This window comes from Streptomyces cucumeris (genome assembly GCF_024295805.1).
GTDB lineage: Bacteria > Actinomycetota > Actinomycetes > Streptomycetales > Streptomycetaceae > Streptomyces > Streptomyces cucumeris.
On sequence record NZ_JANCLX010000045.1, the window covers coordinates 44,217 to 60,318 of the forward strand.

Sequence of the window (16,102 nt, forward strand, 5' to 3'; positions counted from 1 at the left end):
GACTTGACCAGCAATGGCCGACGAGAACACCCCGAACACGCCTGAAGACCCCGCCGAGGGCGCCGGACTCCGCGTGGAGCCGGTGGGCCTCGAGACGGAGATGCAGCGCTCCTACCTCGACTACGCGATGAGCGTGATCGTGAGCCGTGCGCTGCCCGACGTCCGGGACGGCCTCAAGCCGGTGCACCGGCGCGTGCTCTACGCGATGTACGACGGCGGGTACCGCCCCGAGAAGGGCTTCTACAAGTGCGCCCGCGTCGTCGGCGATGTCATGGGCACGTACCACCCGCACGGCGACTCGTCCATCTACGACGCCCTGGTGCGACTGGCCCAGCCGTGGTCGATGCGCATGCCGCTGGTGGACTCCAACGGCAACTTCGGCTCCCCGGGCAACGACCCGGCGGCGGCCATGCGGTACACCGAGTGCAAGATGGCCCCGCTGGCCATGGAGATGCTCCGGGACATCGACGAGGACACCGTCGACTTCCAGGACAACTACGACGGCCGTAACCAGGAGCCCACGGTCCTGCCGGCCCGCATCCCCAACCTGCTGGTCAACGGCTCGGCGGGGATCGCGGTCGGTATGGCCACCAACATCCCGCCGCACAATCTGCGCGAGGTGGCCGAGGGTGCCCAGTGGTTCCTGGCGAACCCGGAGGCCACCTCGGAGGAGCTGCTCGACGCCCTGATCGACCGGATCAAGGGCCCGGACTTCCCCACCGGGGCGCTGGTCGTCGGCCGCAAGGGCATCGAGGAGGCGTACCGCACCGGCCGTGGCTCGATCACCATGCGCGCGGTCGTCGAGGTCGAGGAGATCCAGGGCCGTCAGTGCCTGGTCGTCACCGAGCTGCCGTACCAGGTCAACCCGGACAACCTGGCGCAGAAGATCGCCGACCTGGTGAAGGACGCCAGGATCGGCGGCATCGCCGACGTCCGTGACGAGACCTCTTCGCGCACCGGCCAGCGGCTGGTCATCGTGCTCAAGCGGGACGCGGTCGCCAAGGTCGTCCTCAACAACCTCTACAAGCACACCGATCTGCAGACCAACTTCGGCGCCAACATGCTGGCGCTGGTCGACGGGGTGCCGCGCACGCTCTCGCTCGACGCGTTCATCCGCAACTGGGTCACCCACCAGATCGAGGTCATCGTCCGCCGGACCCGCTTCCGGCTGCGCAAGGCCGAGGAGCGGGCGCACATCCTGCGCGGTCTGCTCAAGGCGCTGGACGCCATCGACGAGGTCATCGCGCTGATCCGGCGCAGCGACACGGTCGAGATCGCGCGCGGGGGCCTGATGGGCCTGCTGGAGATCGACGAGATCCAGGCGAACGCGATCCTGGAGATGCAGCTGCGGCGGCTGGCCGCCCTGGAGCGCCAGAAGATCATCCAGGAGCACGACGAACTCCAGGCGAAGATCAACGAGTACAACGCGATCCTGGCCTCGCCCGAGCGGCAGCGGCAGATCATCAGCGAGGAGCTCACCGCGATCGTCGAGAAGTTCGGCGACGACCGGCGCTCCAAGCTGGTCCCCTTCGACGGCGACATGTCCATCGAGGACCTGATCGCCGAGGAGGACATCGTCGTCACGATCACGCGTGGCGGCTATGTGAAGCGCACCAAGACCGAGGACTACCGCTCCCAGAAGCGCGGCGGCAAGGGGGTGCGCGGTACGAAGCTGAAGCAGGACGACATCGTCGACCACTTCTTCGTCTCGACCACCCACCACTGGCTGCTGTTCTTCACCAACAAGGGCCGGGTCTACCGGGCCAAGGCGTATGAACTGCCGGACGCGGGCCGGGAGGCGCGCGGCCAGCACGTCGCCAACCTGCTGGCGTTCCAGCCGGACGAGCAGATCGCGCGGATCCTGGCGATCCGGGACTACGAGGCGGTGCCGTACCTGGTGCTCGCCACGAAGTCGGGTTTGGTGAAGAAAACTCCGCTAAAGGATTACGACTCGCCCCGCTCCGGCGGTGTGATCGCCATCAACCTCCGGGAGATGGAGGACGGCCGCGAGGACGAGCTGATCGGCGCGGAGCTGGTCTCCGCCGAGGACGATCTGCTCCTCATCAGCAAGAAGGCCCAGTCCATCCGGTTCACGGCCACGGACGACGCGCTGCGGCCGATGGGCCGGGCGACCTCCGGTGTGAAGGGCATGAGCTTCCGCGAGGGCGATGAACTCCTCTCGATGAATGTCGTGCGGCCGGGTACGTTCGTGTTCACCGCCACCGACGGTGGATACGCGAAGCGGTCGAATGTCGACGAATACCGCGTCCAGGGTCGCGGCGGCCTCGGAATCAAGGCCGCCAAGATCGTGGAGGACCGTGGATCCCTGGTCGGTGCGCTGGTGGTCGAGGAGACCGACGAGATCCTGGCCATCACGCTCGGCGGCGGTGTGATCCGTACGCGGGTCAACGAGGTCAGGGAGACGGGCCGTGACACCATGGGCGTCCAACTGATCAACCTGGGCAAGCGCGATGCCGTCGTGGGTATCGCCCGGAACGCCGAGGCCGGTCGTGAGGCTGAAGAGGTCGAGGAGGAAATCTCCGCGGCCGGGATCGAGGCAGCCGAGGGGGCCGCGCCCGAGGTGGCCGAGGGCACCGAGCCCCCGGCTGATGAGACCGAGGAGTAAGTCGTGAGTGGAGCCACGGGTGCCACGGGCGGCGGTGCGGGCGCCGGAAGGCGGTCCGGATCGGGAGCTCCGTCCTCAGCGGGCGGTGGTTCCGCCCAGAAAGGTGCCCGTGGCCCGGCGGCCGACTCCCAGCGGGGCACGGTGACCGACACCCGCGAGCTCCGGCCCCAGCGGTCGGGTGAGCCGCGGGAGAAGCGTTCCGGCAGCCCGCTGCCCAGCGAGCGCCCCGCCAGTGGGGCGCCCGCGCAGCCGTACCACCCGCCGCAGGCGTACGCGCCGCCGGCGGGCGGCGGTACGGCGGGCCGCGGGACCGCCGCGGCCCCGGCCCAGACCGGGGGCCAGGCCACCACGGGCATCCGGCGCCCCCGTACGGGCGCGGGAGCCCGGCCGGTGCCGCGCACCCGCAAGGCGCGGCTGCGGGTCTCCAGGGTGGATCCGTGGTCGGTCATGAAGGTCAGCTTCCTGCTCGCCATAGCGCTGGGGATCTGCACGGTGATCGCCACGGCGGTGTTGTGGATGGTCATGGACGCCATGGGCGTCTTCAGCGCCGTGGGCGGCACGATCAGCGAGGCGACGGAGTCCCAGAAGGGCAGCGGGTTCGACCTGGAATCGTTCCTGTCGCTGCCGCGTGTCCTGGGGTTCACCTCGATCATCGCCGTGATCAACGTGGTGCTGGCGACCGCCCTGGCCACCCTGGGCGCGTTCATCTACAACCTGTCCGCCGGGTTCGTGGGCGGCGTGGAGCTGACGCTCGCCGAGGACGAGTAGCGGCCCGGCGATACCGATTTTGGGACAGGGCTGGTGGTGCGCTAATCTTTCGGTGCAGCGCGGGGCTATAGCTCAGACGGTTAGAGCGCTTCCCTGATAAGGAAGAGGCCACAGGTTCAAGTCCTGTTAGCCCCACCGATGCGAACGGCCCGGCGGAGAATCTCTCCGCCGGGCCGATCTCGTATGGGCGTCCGTGCAGTTGATGTCCGGTAGTTGCCGCGTCAATGGCGGGCATAGGTCACCGAACGGTATCGGTCGGTGTGTATCATCGGGCGCCAGAGGTCCCCTACGTCAAGAAAGAGACGAGGTAGCGCGGTGAAGAAGCTCCTCCTGGTCGCACTGGCCGCCATCGGCGGGCTCCTCGTGTACCGCCAGATCCAGGCGGATCGCGCCGAGCAGGATCTGTGGACGGAGGCGACCGACTCCGTGCCCGCGGGTTCGGGCGTGTGACCCCCACGAGTCCCGGTACGGGGCCCCGACCGCTGGAGCGGTCGGGGCCCCGTCCGCTTTACTGGCGACCGTGGCGGGGTTGATGGTCGCGGGGGCCTCGGGGATCTGCTGATGGGGGCCGTCGCGTTCACTCTCGCAAACGAATTGCTTGCACACGCAAAGCCGGGTGGGGTCTGCGGCCACGGCCGGTACGACGAGGAGTGACGCGCGATGAGGGACCGCTGCAGGGTCAGGCCGGGCCTCGCCGCGGTGGCGGCGCTGTGTGCGGTGGTGACGACGCAGGGGCAGGCCCTGGCGGCGCCCGCCGACGTCAGCGGCGAACCCCGGGGGTACGAGACCCGGGGCACCCGGATACACGGCACCGGGGACGCCACCGGCGCCCCGGCCCTGGAATCCGGCCGGACCTACACCGACACCCTCGGTCCGGGCGAGAAGCGGCACTTCGCGGTCCGACTCGACGCCAAATCGGCCGCCTACGTCTCAGCGGTCGCCGCTCCCCAGCCGGGTTCGGGTGTGGCCTCGTTCCGCGACGGTGTCCGGATCACCCTCCAGAATCCGGACGGTGGCACCTGTGACACCGCGTCGCCCCGGTTCGAGGGCAGCGGTGCCGCCTATCCCCTGACCGATCACGTCGTCCGGCAGACCGGCGCCGGCTCGCTGGCGTCCTGCCGTACGGCGGGGCGCTATCTGGTCACGGTGGAGCGTCAGGCGGGGGCGCAGGACCCCGCCCGCTGGCCCCTGGAGCTGCGGCTGATGACGGAGCCCCCGGTGAAGGGCGGTGCCACGGGCGGTGCGCCGGAGGGGAGTTGGCGCACCGATCCGCCGCGGCTGCCGAGCGGATCCCCGCGGGAGCAGGCAGGGGGCATCGGACTCGGTGACGCGCCGACGGTCTCCACAGGGGTGTGGAGAGACGATTTCCGGCCGGGTGAGACGCACTTCTACCGGGTCCCGGTCGACTGGGGCCAACAGCTCTCCGCCGTCGCGGAACTGCCCGCGGACGCCCAGGGCAAGAGCTCCGCGGTCCTCGACAAGGCAGTGGCCCTGCGGGCGTACAGCCCGGCGCTCGGCCTCGCCAAGCGCGGCGCAGTCGGCGTCGGAGTCGGGGCCGGGGCCGGGAAGTCGACGGGGACGCAGGTGAGCACCGCTCCCGTGGCCTATGGGAACCGCTACGCCAAGGCCGACTACTCGGTCCGCGCGATGAGTCTGGCGGGCGGCTACTTCCTGGCGGTCACGCTCAGCCCGACCGACGCCGCCCCGCAGCTGAAGGGCACGGTTCCGGTCACCCTGCGGGTGCGGGTCGCCGGGGCCGCGCGCGGTGGGCCGGAGTACCAGGGGGACGCCCTGAAGCAGGGCTTCGGCCTCACCGCCGCCGAGAAGAAGCTGGCGCGGCAGGGCGCGCTGTCCGTGGGGGACGACGGGACGTCCGTGCCGGGGAAGGACGGCGGGACCAAGTCCACGCTCCGGCTGGTGGGCTGGACCGGGCTCGGGGCGGGCACGGTGCTGCTGGCCGGGCTCGGCACCTGGACCGTGACCGCACGGCGGCGGGCGGCGGGGGAGCGGGACGGGGGTCCGCGAACGGGAGCGCCTGGATCGGGTCCTGGGGCGGGAGCGCCTGGAGCTGGTGGTCCTGGATCGGGCCCTGGGGTGGGTGCTCCTGGGGCGGAGGAGCCGTCGACGGGACAGCAGCGGCCGTACGGGACACCGTCGGGCTGGTAGCGGGCCGCCGACGGACCGTACGCCGTGCGCCGCTGAGAGGCACCCGTACGCCCCGGGACGGCGGCGGCACCACCACATGCCCGGGGGCGGCGGTAGCGCGCTCTGACGGGCGGTGGACCGCCTTCCCGGGGCGGTTGCGGCGGTTGCGCGGCCGGTTGCGGCGTTTCCATGGTCGGTTGAGGCGGTTTCGCGGCGCGGCCGGGCTCAGCCCGCGACGATCAGTGCCCAGGCGCCGACGGCGAAGCACACGGCCGCGGCGATCAGGATCGAGACCGTCGCCTTCCGGGACGGGCCGGGACGCCGTGCGGCCCGGTGCGGAACCCGCGGCTGCTGAGCGGTGTATGGACGAGTAGGAGGGTGAGCGAGCGGCACCGAGGAGGGCGTCGCGTTCGGTACGGGGGTGGGCGTATGGAGATGAGGCGGGCCGGGCGGCTCGGAATGGTGCCCGTGCGGCGGCTGTACGGGGTGCTGCGGGGTGTGCGGCAGCGGGGTGCCCGGCAGCGGGGCGATGGTCGAGGGAGTCTGCGGAGTCTGTGGGGTGTGGGGATGGGACACCGAGGACTGGGGGACCGAGGGCCGCTGGACCGGCGGATGGGGCGTCAGGGGGTGCGGTGTCGGCGGGTGCTGTGGCGGCAGCGGCCCCTGGACGGGGGGATGAGCCGGAGTGGCGGGCTGCTCCCCCTGGTGCGAGGGGGTGTGCTGCTGGGACCGGGGCTGTGGCTGCGGCGGCGGGAGGGTGAAGCTGCCGGTGTCCGACATGGAGGGCCGCGGTGCGCCGGGGCCGGCCGGGTCGGCCGGGTCGGCCGGGTCTGCGGCGGGCCGGGGGCCCGGCTCCGTCTCGGCGGTCGAGGTGCTCCCGGCCGCCCCCGGGGTCTCGTCCGGAGAGTCGGACTTGGCGTGGCGGCGCCCCGGCCGGGTCGGCCCGGCGGAGCCGAATCCGGTGGGCAGCGGGCCGAGCTGATCGAAGATCTCGATCGCCTCGTCGTCGATGTCCGCCTCGGGCAGCGACTCGACAGCGGTCGCCAGCGCCTTGCGCGCCCCGATGGCCGTGCGGAAGCGGTCTTCCGGATCCGGTTGCAGCAGCCCCGCGATCACCTGCCAGAGCGGCTCCGGCACCTCCGCGGGCGGGTTCGGCACCCCCTGCTCGCTGAAGCGCTTCACCAGCGCCTCCGCGTCCGGCTTGTGCCCGCTCAGCAGATAGAGCGCCACCAGCCCGACGGCGAAGAGATCGGCCGGGAAGTCGGGTTCCTCCCCCATCATCTGCTCGGGCGCGAAGTAACCCGGCGTGCCCATCACATAGTTGGCCTCGGTGAGCCGGGGCTCGCCCTTGGTCAGCGCGATGCCGAAGTCGGACAGCCGCACATGGGGCCGTCCCGTCCCGGTGGCCTCCAGCAGGATGTTCGCGGGTTTGATGTCCCGGTGCACCACACCCTCGGCGTGCACCGCGGCCAGCCCGGAGAGCAACTGGTCCAGCAGGGTGCAGACATAGCGCGTCGGCAGCGGTCCGTAGTCACCGATGAGATGGGCGAACGAACCGCCGCCCACCAGATCCATGGTGAACAGCACCTTGTCGTCGTCCGCCGCCCAGCTCGCGGGCGCCAGCACATGCGGGTGGTCGATCCGCAGCGCCTGTTCCCGGACGAACCGCAGCAGCGTATGGGCGTCCCGTTGCTGGAGCACCTTCGCCGCCACGTACCGTCGGCGGCGGTGGTCCCAGACCCGCCAGACGGCTCCCACACCCCCGCGCCCGATCGGGTCCACCAGCTCGTACCGGCCCGCGAAGATCTCACCCATCGCGTCGTGCCCGCCCCGTCATCGACTCGTCAGCAGCCCATCAGTCCGTCAGCTCTGGTGCGCCTCGTAGTGCGCGACCGCCTCGGCGGTCCGCCCGGCGCCGTACACCCGGAGGAACTCCGCCAGCTCGGGATGGGTGGGGGCGAGGGAGTCCGCGGCGTCGATGATGTCCCCCGCGGCGGCCACGGACCGCAGCAGCGACTGGATCTCGCGGACCACGCGCCGCACGGTCGGGGCACCCGTGCTGGCCGCGGTCTGGGTGGAGTTGAGGACCGAGCCACCCGCGCTCTTCTTGATCTCCTCCATCCGCTCGGCGGCCTCCGCGGCGCTGACTCTGCCGTCCGCGGCCTGGCTGGAGAGCTCCTGGAGGGCCTGCACCCGCTGGACCACCGCGGGATTGCCGATCTTTGCCCGCTGACCGCTCATGAGCTGCGACAGCATGGGTGCGGAGAGGCCGAGCACGGCGGCCAGCCGGGCCTGATTGAGACCGAGATCATCGATGAGACGGCGAAAGAGCGCCCCCAGCGGTTCCCCGTACCAGCTGCGCTGCAGCTCCCGTGCACGCGCGGTGGCGTCCTGCTGTGTTGCGTCCATCCCGGTCTCCCCTTCGCTTCGCTGCCGCGAATCTTGCGTGGCATCCTACGGAGAGCGGTACGCGCGAGCGATACCCGGTCGGGAAAGGCGGCCGACACCGGGTATCCTGATCGGCGACGGGGCCTTAGCTCAGTTGGTAGAGCGCCGTCTTTGCATGGCGGATGTCAGGAGTTCGACTCTCCTAGGCTCCACCCCTGTCACCAGCCGGGACACCACTGCGGTGTCCCGGCTGGTTCGTTGTGCGGCCGTGTTCCGCGGCCCCGGTGTTGCCACTCCCGGCGTTGTCCGGCGCAACACCGGCGCGATCCTCCAGGCTGTCGCCCACAACTCGGGCAAGCCGCCCGGGAATCGTCTGATCGGCGTGAGTCGCCGTAGAGGGGGACGAGATGGGTGAGCTGCGTCCGCTGGGGGACAATCTGCCCGACGAGTGCCGGGCGTTCGCCATGGAGCTGAGAGGGCTCTTCGCCGGGCTGGAGGTCTCGGTACGCAGATACGCGGTGCGACGGCACCGGGATCCCAGTACGGTCTCGCGGTTCCTGAGCGGGACGCGCATCCCGCCGTGGGAGTTCGTCTTCGATCTCTTCACGGATCTCGCGGCGCGACGGGGCGCCGCCGTCACGCCGGCCGCCATCGAGCTGATGCGGGATCTGCACCGGGCCGCGGTGCGCACCAGCCGGTCCCCCGCGCACGCCATGGAGATCCTCCAGGTGCAGCTGGCGGACGCGGACCGGGAGGCGCGCTGTTCGCTCGCCCACCAGGACGCGCTGGGCGAGGTGCTGCTCGACCGCAAGCACCGCATCGCCGATCTGGAGGTGCGGCTGAACCAGGCCGAGGCGGCCTGGGCCATGGAGCGCGCGCGGGCGGACGCGCTGGAGCGCGGGTCACCGGACCGTGAGGAGCTGATCAAGGAGCGGGACAAGCTGGAGCGGGAGGTGCGCGGCTCGCCGAGGAGCTGGCCGAGGTGCGCCGACGCGGACGGCTGGCGGAGGACCGCTGTCTGGTGCTGGAGCGGCAGCTCGCCGTGGTGGAGGCCCAGGGGCCCGCCGCGGTCCCGCAGCCGGACGAGGAGCCGGGCGCCCCGGTGGGGCCGATGGCACGCCCCTGCGGCGGTCCTCGTCCCAAGATCCTGGTGGTCGACGACCAGCCCAACAACCTGCTGGCCATGGAGGCCGTGCTGGCCACCCTCGACCAGGAGCTGGTGACCGCGAGCTCCGGTCAGGAGGCCCTCAAGGCGCTGCTGGACCACGACGACTTCGCCGTGATCCTGCTCGATGTGCAGATGCCGGAGATGGACGGTTACGAGACGGCCGCCCACATCAAGCGGCGTTCCCGGAACCGGGACATCCCCATCATCTTCCTGACCGCGATGGGCGCCGACCCGGAGCACTCCTCGCGCGGATACGCGGCGGGCGCCGTCGACTACATGGCGAAGCCGTTCGATCCCTGGGCGCTGCGGGCCAAGGTGTCGGTCTTCACCGAGATCTTCCTGGAGCGGCGGCAGCGGCGCACCGCCGAGCGGGTACCGGAGGGCTGAGCCCAGGAGCCCAGGGCACCTGTGAACGGCGCCGGTGAACGGCCGAGGGGCGGAAGACCCCGGGTCTTCCGCCCCTCGGCGAACCTCACCTCACCGCGCCGGCGCCGTCAGCGCTGGTCGTCGTCCTTGCGCGCCTCGGCCTCGGCCTGCTTGGCCTGCACCTCCGGGTCCAGGGCGTCCTGGTCGCTGCCGTCCACCGTGGCCAGCCGCTCGCGGTCGCCCACCTCGGTCGCCGCCGGGGGCTCCACCAGCCAGTCGGGGTTGGCCTGCCGGTCCCACCACTTCCACGCGGCGAAGAGCCCCGCGCCGATCAGCCCGATGAAGGTGGCCCGCTTGGCCACCCTCCCGGCACGGGCCCGGCGGGCGCGCTTCCTGGCCAGCTTCTCGATGTCGGCGGCGGTCACATGGGTGCGCAGTGCGGCGACGGCCGCGGCCGTGCGGACCACCGCCTCCTCACGGGCGGGTCCGGCGGCCGCGCGCACTCCGGCCACCGCGTTCTCCACCCGGGGCGTCGTGTAGTCGGCGGCCTGGCGGGCGGCCTTGCGGGTGCGCTTGGCGGCACGGGTCGCGGCGGCGTCCACCTTGGGTGGCAGGTTCCCCCTGGCCTGGGTGAGCCTGGGCGCGATGTGGGCGTGGTACTGCGTACCGGCGCTGCACCGGGCCTGGTGTGCTGCGTGCGAGACCTTCGGCGCCAGCCGCACGCGCGCTTCGTGCGCATAGCGGGTGGCGGTGTCCTTGGCCGTACCGGCGTAGGGCGCCACCGCCTCCGCGGCGTGCATGACGCCGCTCTTGGCGGTGCCGGTCGCGGCTCGCACGCTGTCAATGCGGGTCACGGGATCCTCCTCCTCGGTGGCGTTGGTCATTGCTCCGGGGTTCAGAGTTCTGTGCTCAAGCTGCGCAGTTTCGTGTTTCCATCCCAAGAAAGATCATGCCTGTTTGTGGAGATCATGCCCGTTCGCAGCACGCGGAGCATGTGAGGCCGGGCATCTGGGTCATAGCGGAGATTCTTCCGGAAACACTAGGTATCGGCGCGCCGCCCACGGCCTTCACGGATATCCCCGGGCATCGGGTCCGTGCGAGGATCAGGAGACGGAAGTGAAAACGATGGAAGGTAGATCGTGGCCGAGCAGCTTTACGCCACTCTGAAGACGAACAACGGCGACATCGTGGTGCGGCTGCTGCCGAACCACGCGCCCAAGACGGTCAAGAACTTCGTGGAGCTCGCCGAGGGCAGCCGCGAGTGGACCCACCCGGCCACCGGCAAGAAGGCCAAGGAGAAGCTCTACGACGGCACGGTCTTCCACCGCGTCATCAGCGGCTTCATGATCCAGGGCGGGGACCCGCTGGGTAACGGCACCGGCGGCCCGGGCTACGAGTTCGGCGACGAGTTCCACCCGGACCTGGCCTTCAACAAGCCGTACCTGCTGGCCATGGCCAACGCCGGTCCGGGCACCAACGGCTCGCAGTTCTTCATCACCGTCGCCCCGACCACGTGGCTGACCGGCAAGCACAGCATCTTCGGTGAGGTCACCGACGAGGCCAGCAAGAAGGTCGTGGACACCATCGCGGCCGCCGCGACCAACCCGCGCACCGACCGTCCGCTCCAGGACGTCGTGATCGAGTCCGTCGTCGTGGAGACCCGCGAGGGCTGATCTCCCCGCCCGGGAACTCCATGCCCCGCTTGTCCGTGAGAACAAGCGGGGCGGAGGACGTGACCGAGCGTGTGGACAGGGGGCGAGAGGACACCATGGAGGACCAGGCGGTCTGCTGTTACCGGCATCCGCAGCGGGAGACCGGCATCACGTGCACCCGCTGTGAGCGCCCGATCTGTCCGGAGTGCATGATCAGTGCCTCCGTGGGGTTCCAGTGCCCGGAGTGCGTGGGCGGCAGGGCCTCCGCCGGGTCGGGACCGGCGGCGCCGGGCCCCTCGCCGCGCGCTTCCCAGCCGCGGACCCTGGCGGGCGGTGCGATCACTTCCGACCCACGGCTGCTCACCAAGATCCTGATCGTCCTCAACCTCGTCATATGGCTGGTGGCGCTGGGGGCGGGCGACCGCTTCGTGGATGACCTCGATCTGGTCGGCCGGGCCTACGACCCGGGCGCCGGTGACATCGTCGGGGTCGCCGAAGGCCAGTGGTACCGGCTGGTGACCTCGGTCTTCCTGCACCAGCAGGTGATGCACATCGCCTTCAACATGCTCTCGCTGTGGTGGATCGGCGGTCCGCTGGAGGCCGCGCTCGGCCGCGCCCGCTATCTCACGCTCTATCTGCTCTCCGGCCTCGGCGGCAGCGCGCTGTCCTACCTGCTGGCCGCGCAGAACCAGCCCTCGCTGGGCGCCTCCGGCGCGATCTTCGGTCTGCTGGGCGCCACCGCCGTGCTGATGCGGCGGCTCCAGTACGACATGCGGCCGGTCATCGCGCTGCTGGCGCTGAACCTGCTCTTCACCTTCACCTGGTCCGGGATCGCCTGGCAGGCCCATGTCGGCGGGCTGGTCGTGGGCACGGCGGTGGCGTACGGGATGGTGCACGCTCCGCGTCAGCGGCGGGCGCTGGTGCAGTGGGGGACCTGTGCGGTGGCCCTGCTGGCGATGATCGCGGTGATCTGGGTCCGTACGGTCGAGCTCACCGGCTGAGCCCCGCGGGGCCATCCGGCCCCGTGTTCACCGAGGGCTTCGAACGGGTCTGGCTCGGTCAGTTGTCCACAGCGTGTGGCGGATCTTATGCAACCTGTGGAGAACATCTGTACGTGCCTCCGCTGACCTGCGTTTTCGCAGGAAGGTGCAGGTGTGAAGGATCGAACTGGAATCCATCACCGGTCACACCGGCGTCAACGCGACAGAGGTTATCCACAGATCTTCTGAGTTTTCCCCGCCTGTGGATAACCCTGTGGACAGTGATCGGATGTCCCCGCCGTAGCGCATGACTCCGCCGCCCCCGCCGCACCGGACGATCCCGCCGCACCGGACGACCCTGCCGCAGGGCCCGCGGAGGGCCCTGCTCCCGTCGTGGACGGATCTACTTCCACTGGGTGGAGACGACGAACCCCGCGGCGATGAAGCCGAAGCCGACGACGATGTTCCAGTTGCCGAGCGACTCGATCGGCATGTCCCCCGTGGTCACGTAGAAGACGACGATCCACACCAGGCCGATCAGGAACATCGCCAGCATCAGCGGGGCCACCCAGCGGCGGCCGCTGTTCAGGTTGATGCTCGCCGCCTGCTTCGCCGGAGGCGGGGTGAAATCGTCCTTCTTGCGGATCCGTGACTTCGGCACGAGGAACTCTCCTGTCGATGCGCTGCGTGACCGCGCGGGGATATGAACGGACGGCGCCGGGGCGGGACAGCGACGGGGACCACTTCCCTCCCCCGCATGTCAGTTAGCGTAGTCCTTCCGCGGCGTCGTAAGGAGTAAGGGTACGTTGAGCAATTCCGCTGACTCCCCCACCCCGGGCTTCCGCCGCCCCGCCTTCCGCCCCGCCCGGCTGCTGACCGCCTCGGTCTTCGCGCTGGCCGGGCTGATCTTCTGGACCAGCTTCAACACGGCGCAGGGCACCAACATCCGTAGTGATGAATCGATGCTGCGGCTGTCGGACCTGATCCAGGAGCGCAGCCGCAAGAATCACACCCTCGACGACAGCACGGCCAAGATGCGCTCCGAGGTCGACGCCCTCGCCCGCCGTGACGACGGCAGCACCAGCGCCGAGCGCCGGGAGCTGGCCAAGTTGGAGGAGACGGCGGGCACCAAGAAGCTCACCGGCACCGGGGTCACCGTCACCCTCACCGATGCCCCGCCCAACGCCACTGCCCAGATCCCCGGCGTCCCCGAGCCGCAGCCCAACGACCTGGTGATCCACCAGCAGGACCTCCAGGCCGTGGTCAACGCGCTGTGGCAGGGCGGTGCCAAGGGGATCATGGTCATGGACCAGCGGCTGATCGCCACCAGCGCGGTGCGCTGCGTCGGCAACACCCTGATCCTCCAGGGCCGGGTCTACTCACCGCCCTACAAGATCACCGCCGTCGGTGACCGCGGCAAGCTGCGCACCGCGCTCGCCGCCTCCCCCGCCATCCAGAACTACCGCAGCTACGTCGACGCCTACGGCCTCGGCTGGAAAGTCGACCAGCACGACACGGTGACTCTTCCCGGCTACTCCGGCACAGTGGACCTGCATCAGGCACAGCCCATCGGGTAGCGCTTGGGGGGCCGGTGACCACGCGGGTGATCATCAGAACGCTCAGTGAACTCTGCGTCACCATCGGCACCTTGATCGTTCTCCTGGTGGTCTACGTCCTCTACTGGACCTCCGTCCGCGCCGACCGCGCCATGGACAGCGAGATCGACCACTTACAGGACCGCTGGGCCACCGGCTCCGTCGCCATGGAGGGCGCCCGCGGCCAGGCCGCACCACCCCCCTATGCGCCGGGCGCCTCCTTCGCGGTCATGTACATCCCCCGCTTCGGCAGCGACTGGGCCAAACCCGTCCTCCAGGGGACCGGCGCCGAGACCCTCAAGAAGGGGCTCGGCCACTACTCCCGCACCGCCCGCCTCGGCGCCACCGGGAACTTCGCCGTCGCCGGGCACCGCCGCACCTACGGCGACCCCTTCAAGGACTTCCCCGCGCTGCGCCCCGGCGACGCGGTGGTGCTGACGGACGGCACCACCTGGTTCACGTACCGCATCGACCGGCGTCCCTACCGCACCCGCCCCAGCGACACCGGCGTGATCGACCCGGTGCCGCGGGCGTCCGGATTCCGCCGCCCGGGCCGCTATCTGACCTTGACCACCTGCGACCCGGAGTGGGGGCACAGTCACCGGCTGATCGCCTGGGCGCACCTCGACGCGACCCGCCCGGTCACCGGGGGCAGGCCCGCCGCTTTGTCCGGCTGACCCTCCCGGGCCGCCCTCGCCCTTTACTCTGGTGCTGCACTCCGGTGCTGCAATCGACTTCGTCATCGGTGAGATAGGGATGGCATGTACGGCTGGATCTGGCGGCATCTGCCGGGGAACGCATGGGTGCGGGCGCTGATTTCGCTCGTGCTGGTGCTGGCGATCGTCTTCGTGCTCTTCCAGTACGTCTTCCCATGGGCGGAGCCGCTGCTGCCGTTCAACGACGTGACGGTCGACGAGGGAATGGCGGGTCCGCGATGAGCGCGCGCGTCCTGGTCGTCGACAACTACGACAGCTTCGTCTTCAACCTGGTCCAGTACCTCTACCAGCTCGGCGCCGAGTGCGAGGTGGTGCGCAACGACGAGGTCGCCCTCGCGCACGCCCAGGACGGTTTCGACGGCGTCCTGCTGTCCCCCGGACCCGGCACCCCCGAGGAGGCCGGGGTCTGCGTCGACATGGTGCGGCACTGCGCGTCCACCGGCGTCCCGGTGTTCGGCGTCTGCCTGGGGATGCAGTCCATGGCCGTCGCCTACGGCGGGGTCGTGGGGCGCGCACCGGAGTTGCTGCACGGCAAGACCTCGCTGGTCACCCATGAGGGAGCGGGCGTCTTCCAGGGACTGCCCTCGCCCTTCACCGCCACCCGCTACCACTCGCTCGCCGTCGAGCGGGGCACGGTCCCGGACGAGCTGGAGATCACGGCCTGGACCGGGACCGGCATCGCCATGGGACTGCGCCACCGGGAACTGCGCGTCGAGGGCGTGCAGTTCCACCCCGAGTCGGTCCTCACCGAATGGGGCCACCGCATGCTCGCCAACTGGCTGGTGGAGTGCGGCGACAGCGGAGCGGTGGAGCGGTCCGCCGGACTCGCCCCGGTGGTCGGGGCGGTCGGCGGCAAGGCAGGCGAGTGACCGCACCGCGCCCCGAGCGTGAGGGCGCGGCCCACGGCGCCCAGGGAGCCGCCCCGTACGGGTCGTACGAGTCACGGGGACCGTACGGCGCCCACGGGGGATCCGGCGCGTTCGCGGCGCCGGGGGAGCGGCCGGGCGCCCCCCCGACCGCCCCGCTGCCGGCGATGGCCCCCGACGGGGCCACCAGCCACACCCTGGGCCTCAGCTCGCTCCCCGGGCGCCCTCCGGATCCGTCGCCCCGCCGACGCCACCGCCGCCCGTCCGCCGAGGAGTACGCCCCGGACGGCCCGGCCGATCCGGCGGCGGCCGACCCGGCGGCCACGATGCCGCTGGGCGCCGTACCGCCCCCGACCGGCCGGCGGCGGCGCCGTCCCGGCGCCACAGGGCCCGGCGAGGCGGGGGAGGCTCCCGAACCACCCACGGGCCGCCGTCGGGCGCGAGTGGCCCCCTCAGAGCCCGGCAGGGCCGATGAGACCGCCGTCCTGCCCCCCGTGGCCCGGCCCGCGCCCGCCGCACCACCCCGCCGCGGCGATGAGACGGTGGCCCTGCGCGCGATGCCGCGCTCCGCGCCCCCCGGCGGACCCACGCCCCCCGGCGGACGCTCGGTGCCGCCCGGCGGCGACGAGACCATGGCGCTGCGGAGGGTCCGCTCCGTCCTCACACCCCCCGGCCCCATGCCCCCCCACCGCGCGGCCCCCGTGGCCCCGGCCTCCGGCCAGCCGGTGCCGACCGGCGGCCGCGCCGCCCGCCGCAGGGCCGCCCAGGAGGCCGCCCGGCGCGGCGGCCGGCGGGCGGCCGCCCGTGGCGGCTCGGGCGGCCCGCGGACGGA

Annotated in this window: 14 protein-coding genes, 2 tRNA genes and 2 pseudogenes; 14 read left to right on the top strand and 4 right to left on the bottom strand. The window is 71.3% G+C overall.

All coding sequences use genetic code 11. The annotated features are described in order from the left end of the window. The first annotated feature begins 13 nt into the window (after positions 1 to 13). The 5 genes from gyrA to NMK44_RS37965 all read left to right on the top strand — a co-directional run bounded on the left by gyrA (position 14) and on the right by NMK44_RS37965 (position 5,560). Positions 14 to 2,626, top strand: coding sequence for a DNA gyrase subunit A (gene gyrA, locus NMK44_RS37945; protein ID WP_254752050.1), 2,613 nt, complete (start codon positions 14 to 16; stop codon positions 2,624 to 2,626). 3 nt (positions 2,627 to 2,629) lie between these two features. Then, positions 2,630 to 3,394 carry a DUF3566 domain-containing protein gene (locus tag NMK44_RS37950; RefSeq protein ID WP_374215399.1) on the top strand — a complete coding sequence of 255 codons (765 nt, stop codon included), beginning with the start codon at positions 2,630 to 2,632 and terminating at the stop codon, positions 3,392 to 3,394. A 61-nt stretch (positions 3,395 to 3,455) separates the two neighbouring features. Beyond that, positions 3,456 to 3,529, top strand: a tRNA-Ile gene (locus tag NMK44_RS37955). Positions 3,530 to 3,709: 180 nt separating this feature from the next. Continuing rightward, entirely contained in the window at positions 3,710 to 3,844 is a 135-nt protein-coding gene (locus NMK44_RS37960) for a DLW-39 family protein (RefSeq protein ID WP_003958712.1), read from the top strand. Between the two features lie 210 nt (positions 3,845 to 4,054). After that, positions 4,055 to 5,560, top strand: coding sequence for a hypothetical protein (locus NMK44_RS37965; RefSeq protein WP_254752052.1), 1,506 nt, complete (start codon positions 4,055 to 4,057; stop codon positions 5,558 to 5,560). A 204-nt stretch (positions 5,561 to 5,764) separates the two neighbouring features. Here the strand turns inward: NMK44_RS37965 and NMK44_RS37970 are convergent, their stop codons facing one another. Both NMK44_RS37970 and NMK44_RS37975 read right to left on the bottom strand, forming a co-directional pair. Further along, on the bottom strand, positions 5,765 to 7,354 hold the full coding sequence (locus tag NMK44_RS37970; protein ID WP_254752054.1) for a serine/threonine-protein kinase: 1,590 nt from the start codon (positions 7,352 to 7,354) through the stop codon (positions 5,765 to 5,767). A gap of 48 nt (positions 7,355 to 7,402) precedes the next feature. Next, positions 7,403 to 7,948, bottom strand: coding sequence for a helix-turn-helix domain-containing protein (locus NMK44_RS37975; protein ID WP_176181801.1), 546 nt, complete (start codon positions 7,946 to 7,948; stop codon positions 7,403 to 7,405). A 118-nt stretch (positions 7,949 to 8,066) separates the two neighbouring features. On the opposite strand from NMK44_RS37975, the gene NMK44_RS37980 reads away from it, so the two are divergent. Both NMK44_RS37980 and NMK44_RS37985 read left to right on the top strand, forming a co-directional pair. Beyond that, positions 8,067 to 8,139, top strand: a tRNA-Ala gene (locus NMK44_RS37980). 195 nt (positions 8,140 to 8,334) lie between these two features. Then, positions 8,335 to 9,482: pseudogene (locus NMK44_RS37985) on the top strand (response regulator). Positions 9,483 to 9,589: 107 nt separating this feature from the next. Here NMK44_RS37985 and NMK44_RS37995 read toward each other — a convergent pair. After that, the gene (locus NMK44_RS37995; protein ID WP_254752060.1) at positions 9,590 to 10,315 is read right to left on the bottom strand and encodes a DUF5324 family protein; all 726 of its coding nucleotides are present in this window, start codon (positions 10,313 to 10,315) and stop codon (positions 9,590 to 9,592) included. A gap of 285 nt (positions 10,316 to 10,600) precedes the next feature. On the opposite strand from NMK44_RS37995, the gene NMK44_RS38000 reads away from it, so the two are divergent. Both NMK44_RS38000 and NMK44_RS38005 read left to right on the top strand, forming a co-directional pair. Further along, the gene (locus NMK44_RS38000; protein ID WP_254752062.1) at positions 10,601 to 11,134 is read left to right on the top strand and encodes a peptidylprolyl isomerase; all 534 of its coding nucleotides are present in this window, start codon (positions 10,601 to 10,603) and stop codon (positions 11,132 to 11,134) included. A 95-nt stretch (positions 11,135 to 11,229) separates the two neighbouring features. Continuing rightward, positions 11,230 to 12,114, top strand: coding sequence for a rhomboid family intramembrane serine protease (locus NMK44_RS38005; protein WP_254752080.1), 885 nt, complete (start codon positions 11,230 to 11,232; stop codon positions 12,112 to 12,114). 382 nt (positions 12,115 to 12,496) lie between these two features. Here NMK44_RS38005 and crgA read toward each other — a convergent pair whose 3' ends face one another. Continuing rightward, a complete protein-coding gene (gene crgA, locus NMK44_RS38010; RefSeq protein WP_254752064.1) occupies positions 12,497 to 12,754 on the bottom strand; it encodes a cell division protein CrgA in 258 nt (85 codons plus the stop codon). 145 nt (positions 12,755 to 12,899) lie between these two features. Here crgA and NMK44_RS38015 point away from each other — a divergent pair, with 145 nt between their 5' ends. The 5 genes and pseudogenes from NMK44_RS38015 to NMK44_RS38035 form a co-directional block, all read left to right on the top strand. Beyond that, positions 12,900 to 13,670: a DUF881 domain-containing protein gene (locus tag NMK44_RS38015; RefSeq protein ID WP_254752066.1), complete on the top strand. Its 771-nt coding sequence runs from the start codon at positions 12,900 to 12,902 to the stop codon at positions 13,668 to 13,670. Positions 13,671 to 13,684: 14 nt separating this feature from the next. Continuing rightward, entirely contained in the window at positions 13,685 to 14,365 is a 681-nt protein-coding gene (locus NMK44_RS38020) for a class E sortase (protein WP_254752068.1), read from the top strand. Between the two features lie 84 nt (positions 14,366 to 14,449). After that, positions 14,450 to 14,626 (top strand): hypothetical protein, encoded by a 177-nt coding sequence (locus NMK44_RS38025; RefSeq protein WP_044572551.1) that lies wholly within the window; start codon positions 14,450 to 14,452, stop codon positions 14,624 to 14,626. After that, the gene (locus NMK44_RS38030) at positions 14,623 to 15,273 is read left to right on the top strand and encodes an aminodeoxychorismate/anthranilate synthase component II (protein WP_254752070.1); all 651 of its coding nucleotides are present in this window, start codon (positions 14,623 to 14,625) and stop codon (positions 15,271 to 15,273) included. Before NMK44_RS38025 ends, NMK44_RS38030 begins: the two co-directional genes overlap by 4 nt. Next, a pseudogene (locus NMK44_RS38035) lies at positions 15,270 to 16,102 on the top strand (hypothetical protein); the annotation flags it as partial. The gene NMK44_RS38030 and the pseudogene NMK44_RS38035, both read left to right, overlap by 4 nt.

Bases quoted from the DNA above. Each gene is read 5' to 3' on its own strand.
- gyrA (WP_254752050.1), top strand. From the start codon at position 14: ATGGCCGACGAGAACACCCCGAACACGCCTGAAGACCCCGCCGAGGGC.
- NMK44_RS37965 (WP_254752052.1), top strand. From the start codon at position 4,055: ATGAGGGACCGCTGCAGGGTCAGGCCGGGCCTCGCCGCGGTGGCGGCG.
- NMK44_RS37970 (WP_254752054.1), bottom strand. From the start codon at position 7,354: ATGGGTGAGATCTTCGCGGGCCGGTACGAGCTGGTGGACCCGATCGGG.
- NMK44_RS37975 (WP_176181801.1), bottom strand. From the start codon at position 7,948: ATGGACGCAACACAGCAGGACGCCACCGCGCGTGCACGGGAGCTGCAG.
- NMK44_RS38005 (WP_254752080.1), top strand. From the start codon at position 11,230: ATGGAGGACCAGGCGGTCTGCTGTTACCGGCATCCGCAGCGGGAGACC.
- NMK44_RS38025 (WP_044572551.1), top strand. From the start codon at position 14,450: ATGTACGGCTGGATCTGGCGGCATCTGCCGGGGAACGCATGGGTGCGG.
- NMK44_RS38030 (WP_254752070.1), top strand. From the start codon at position 14,623: ATGAGCGCGCGCGTCCTGGTCGTCGACAACTACGACAGCTTCGTCTTC.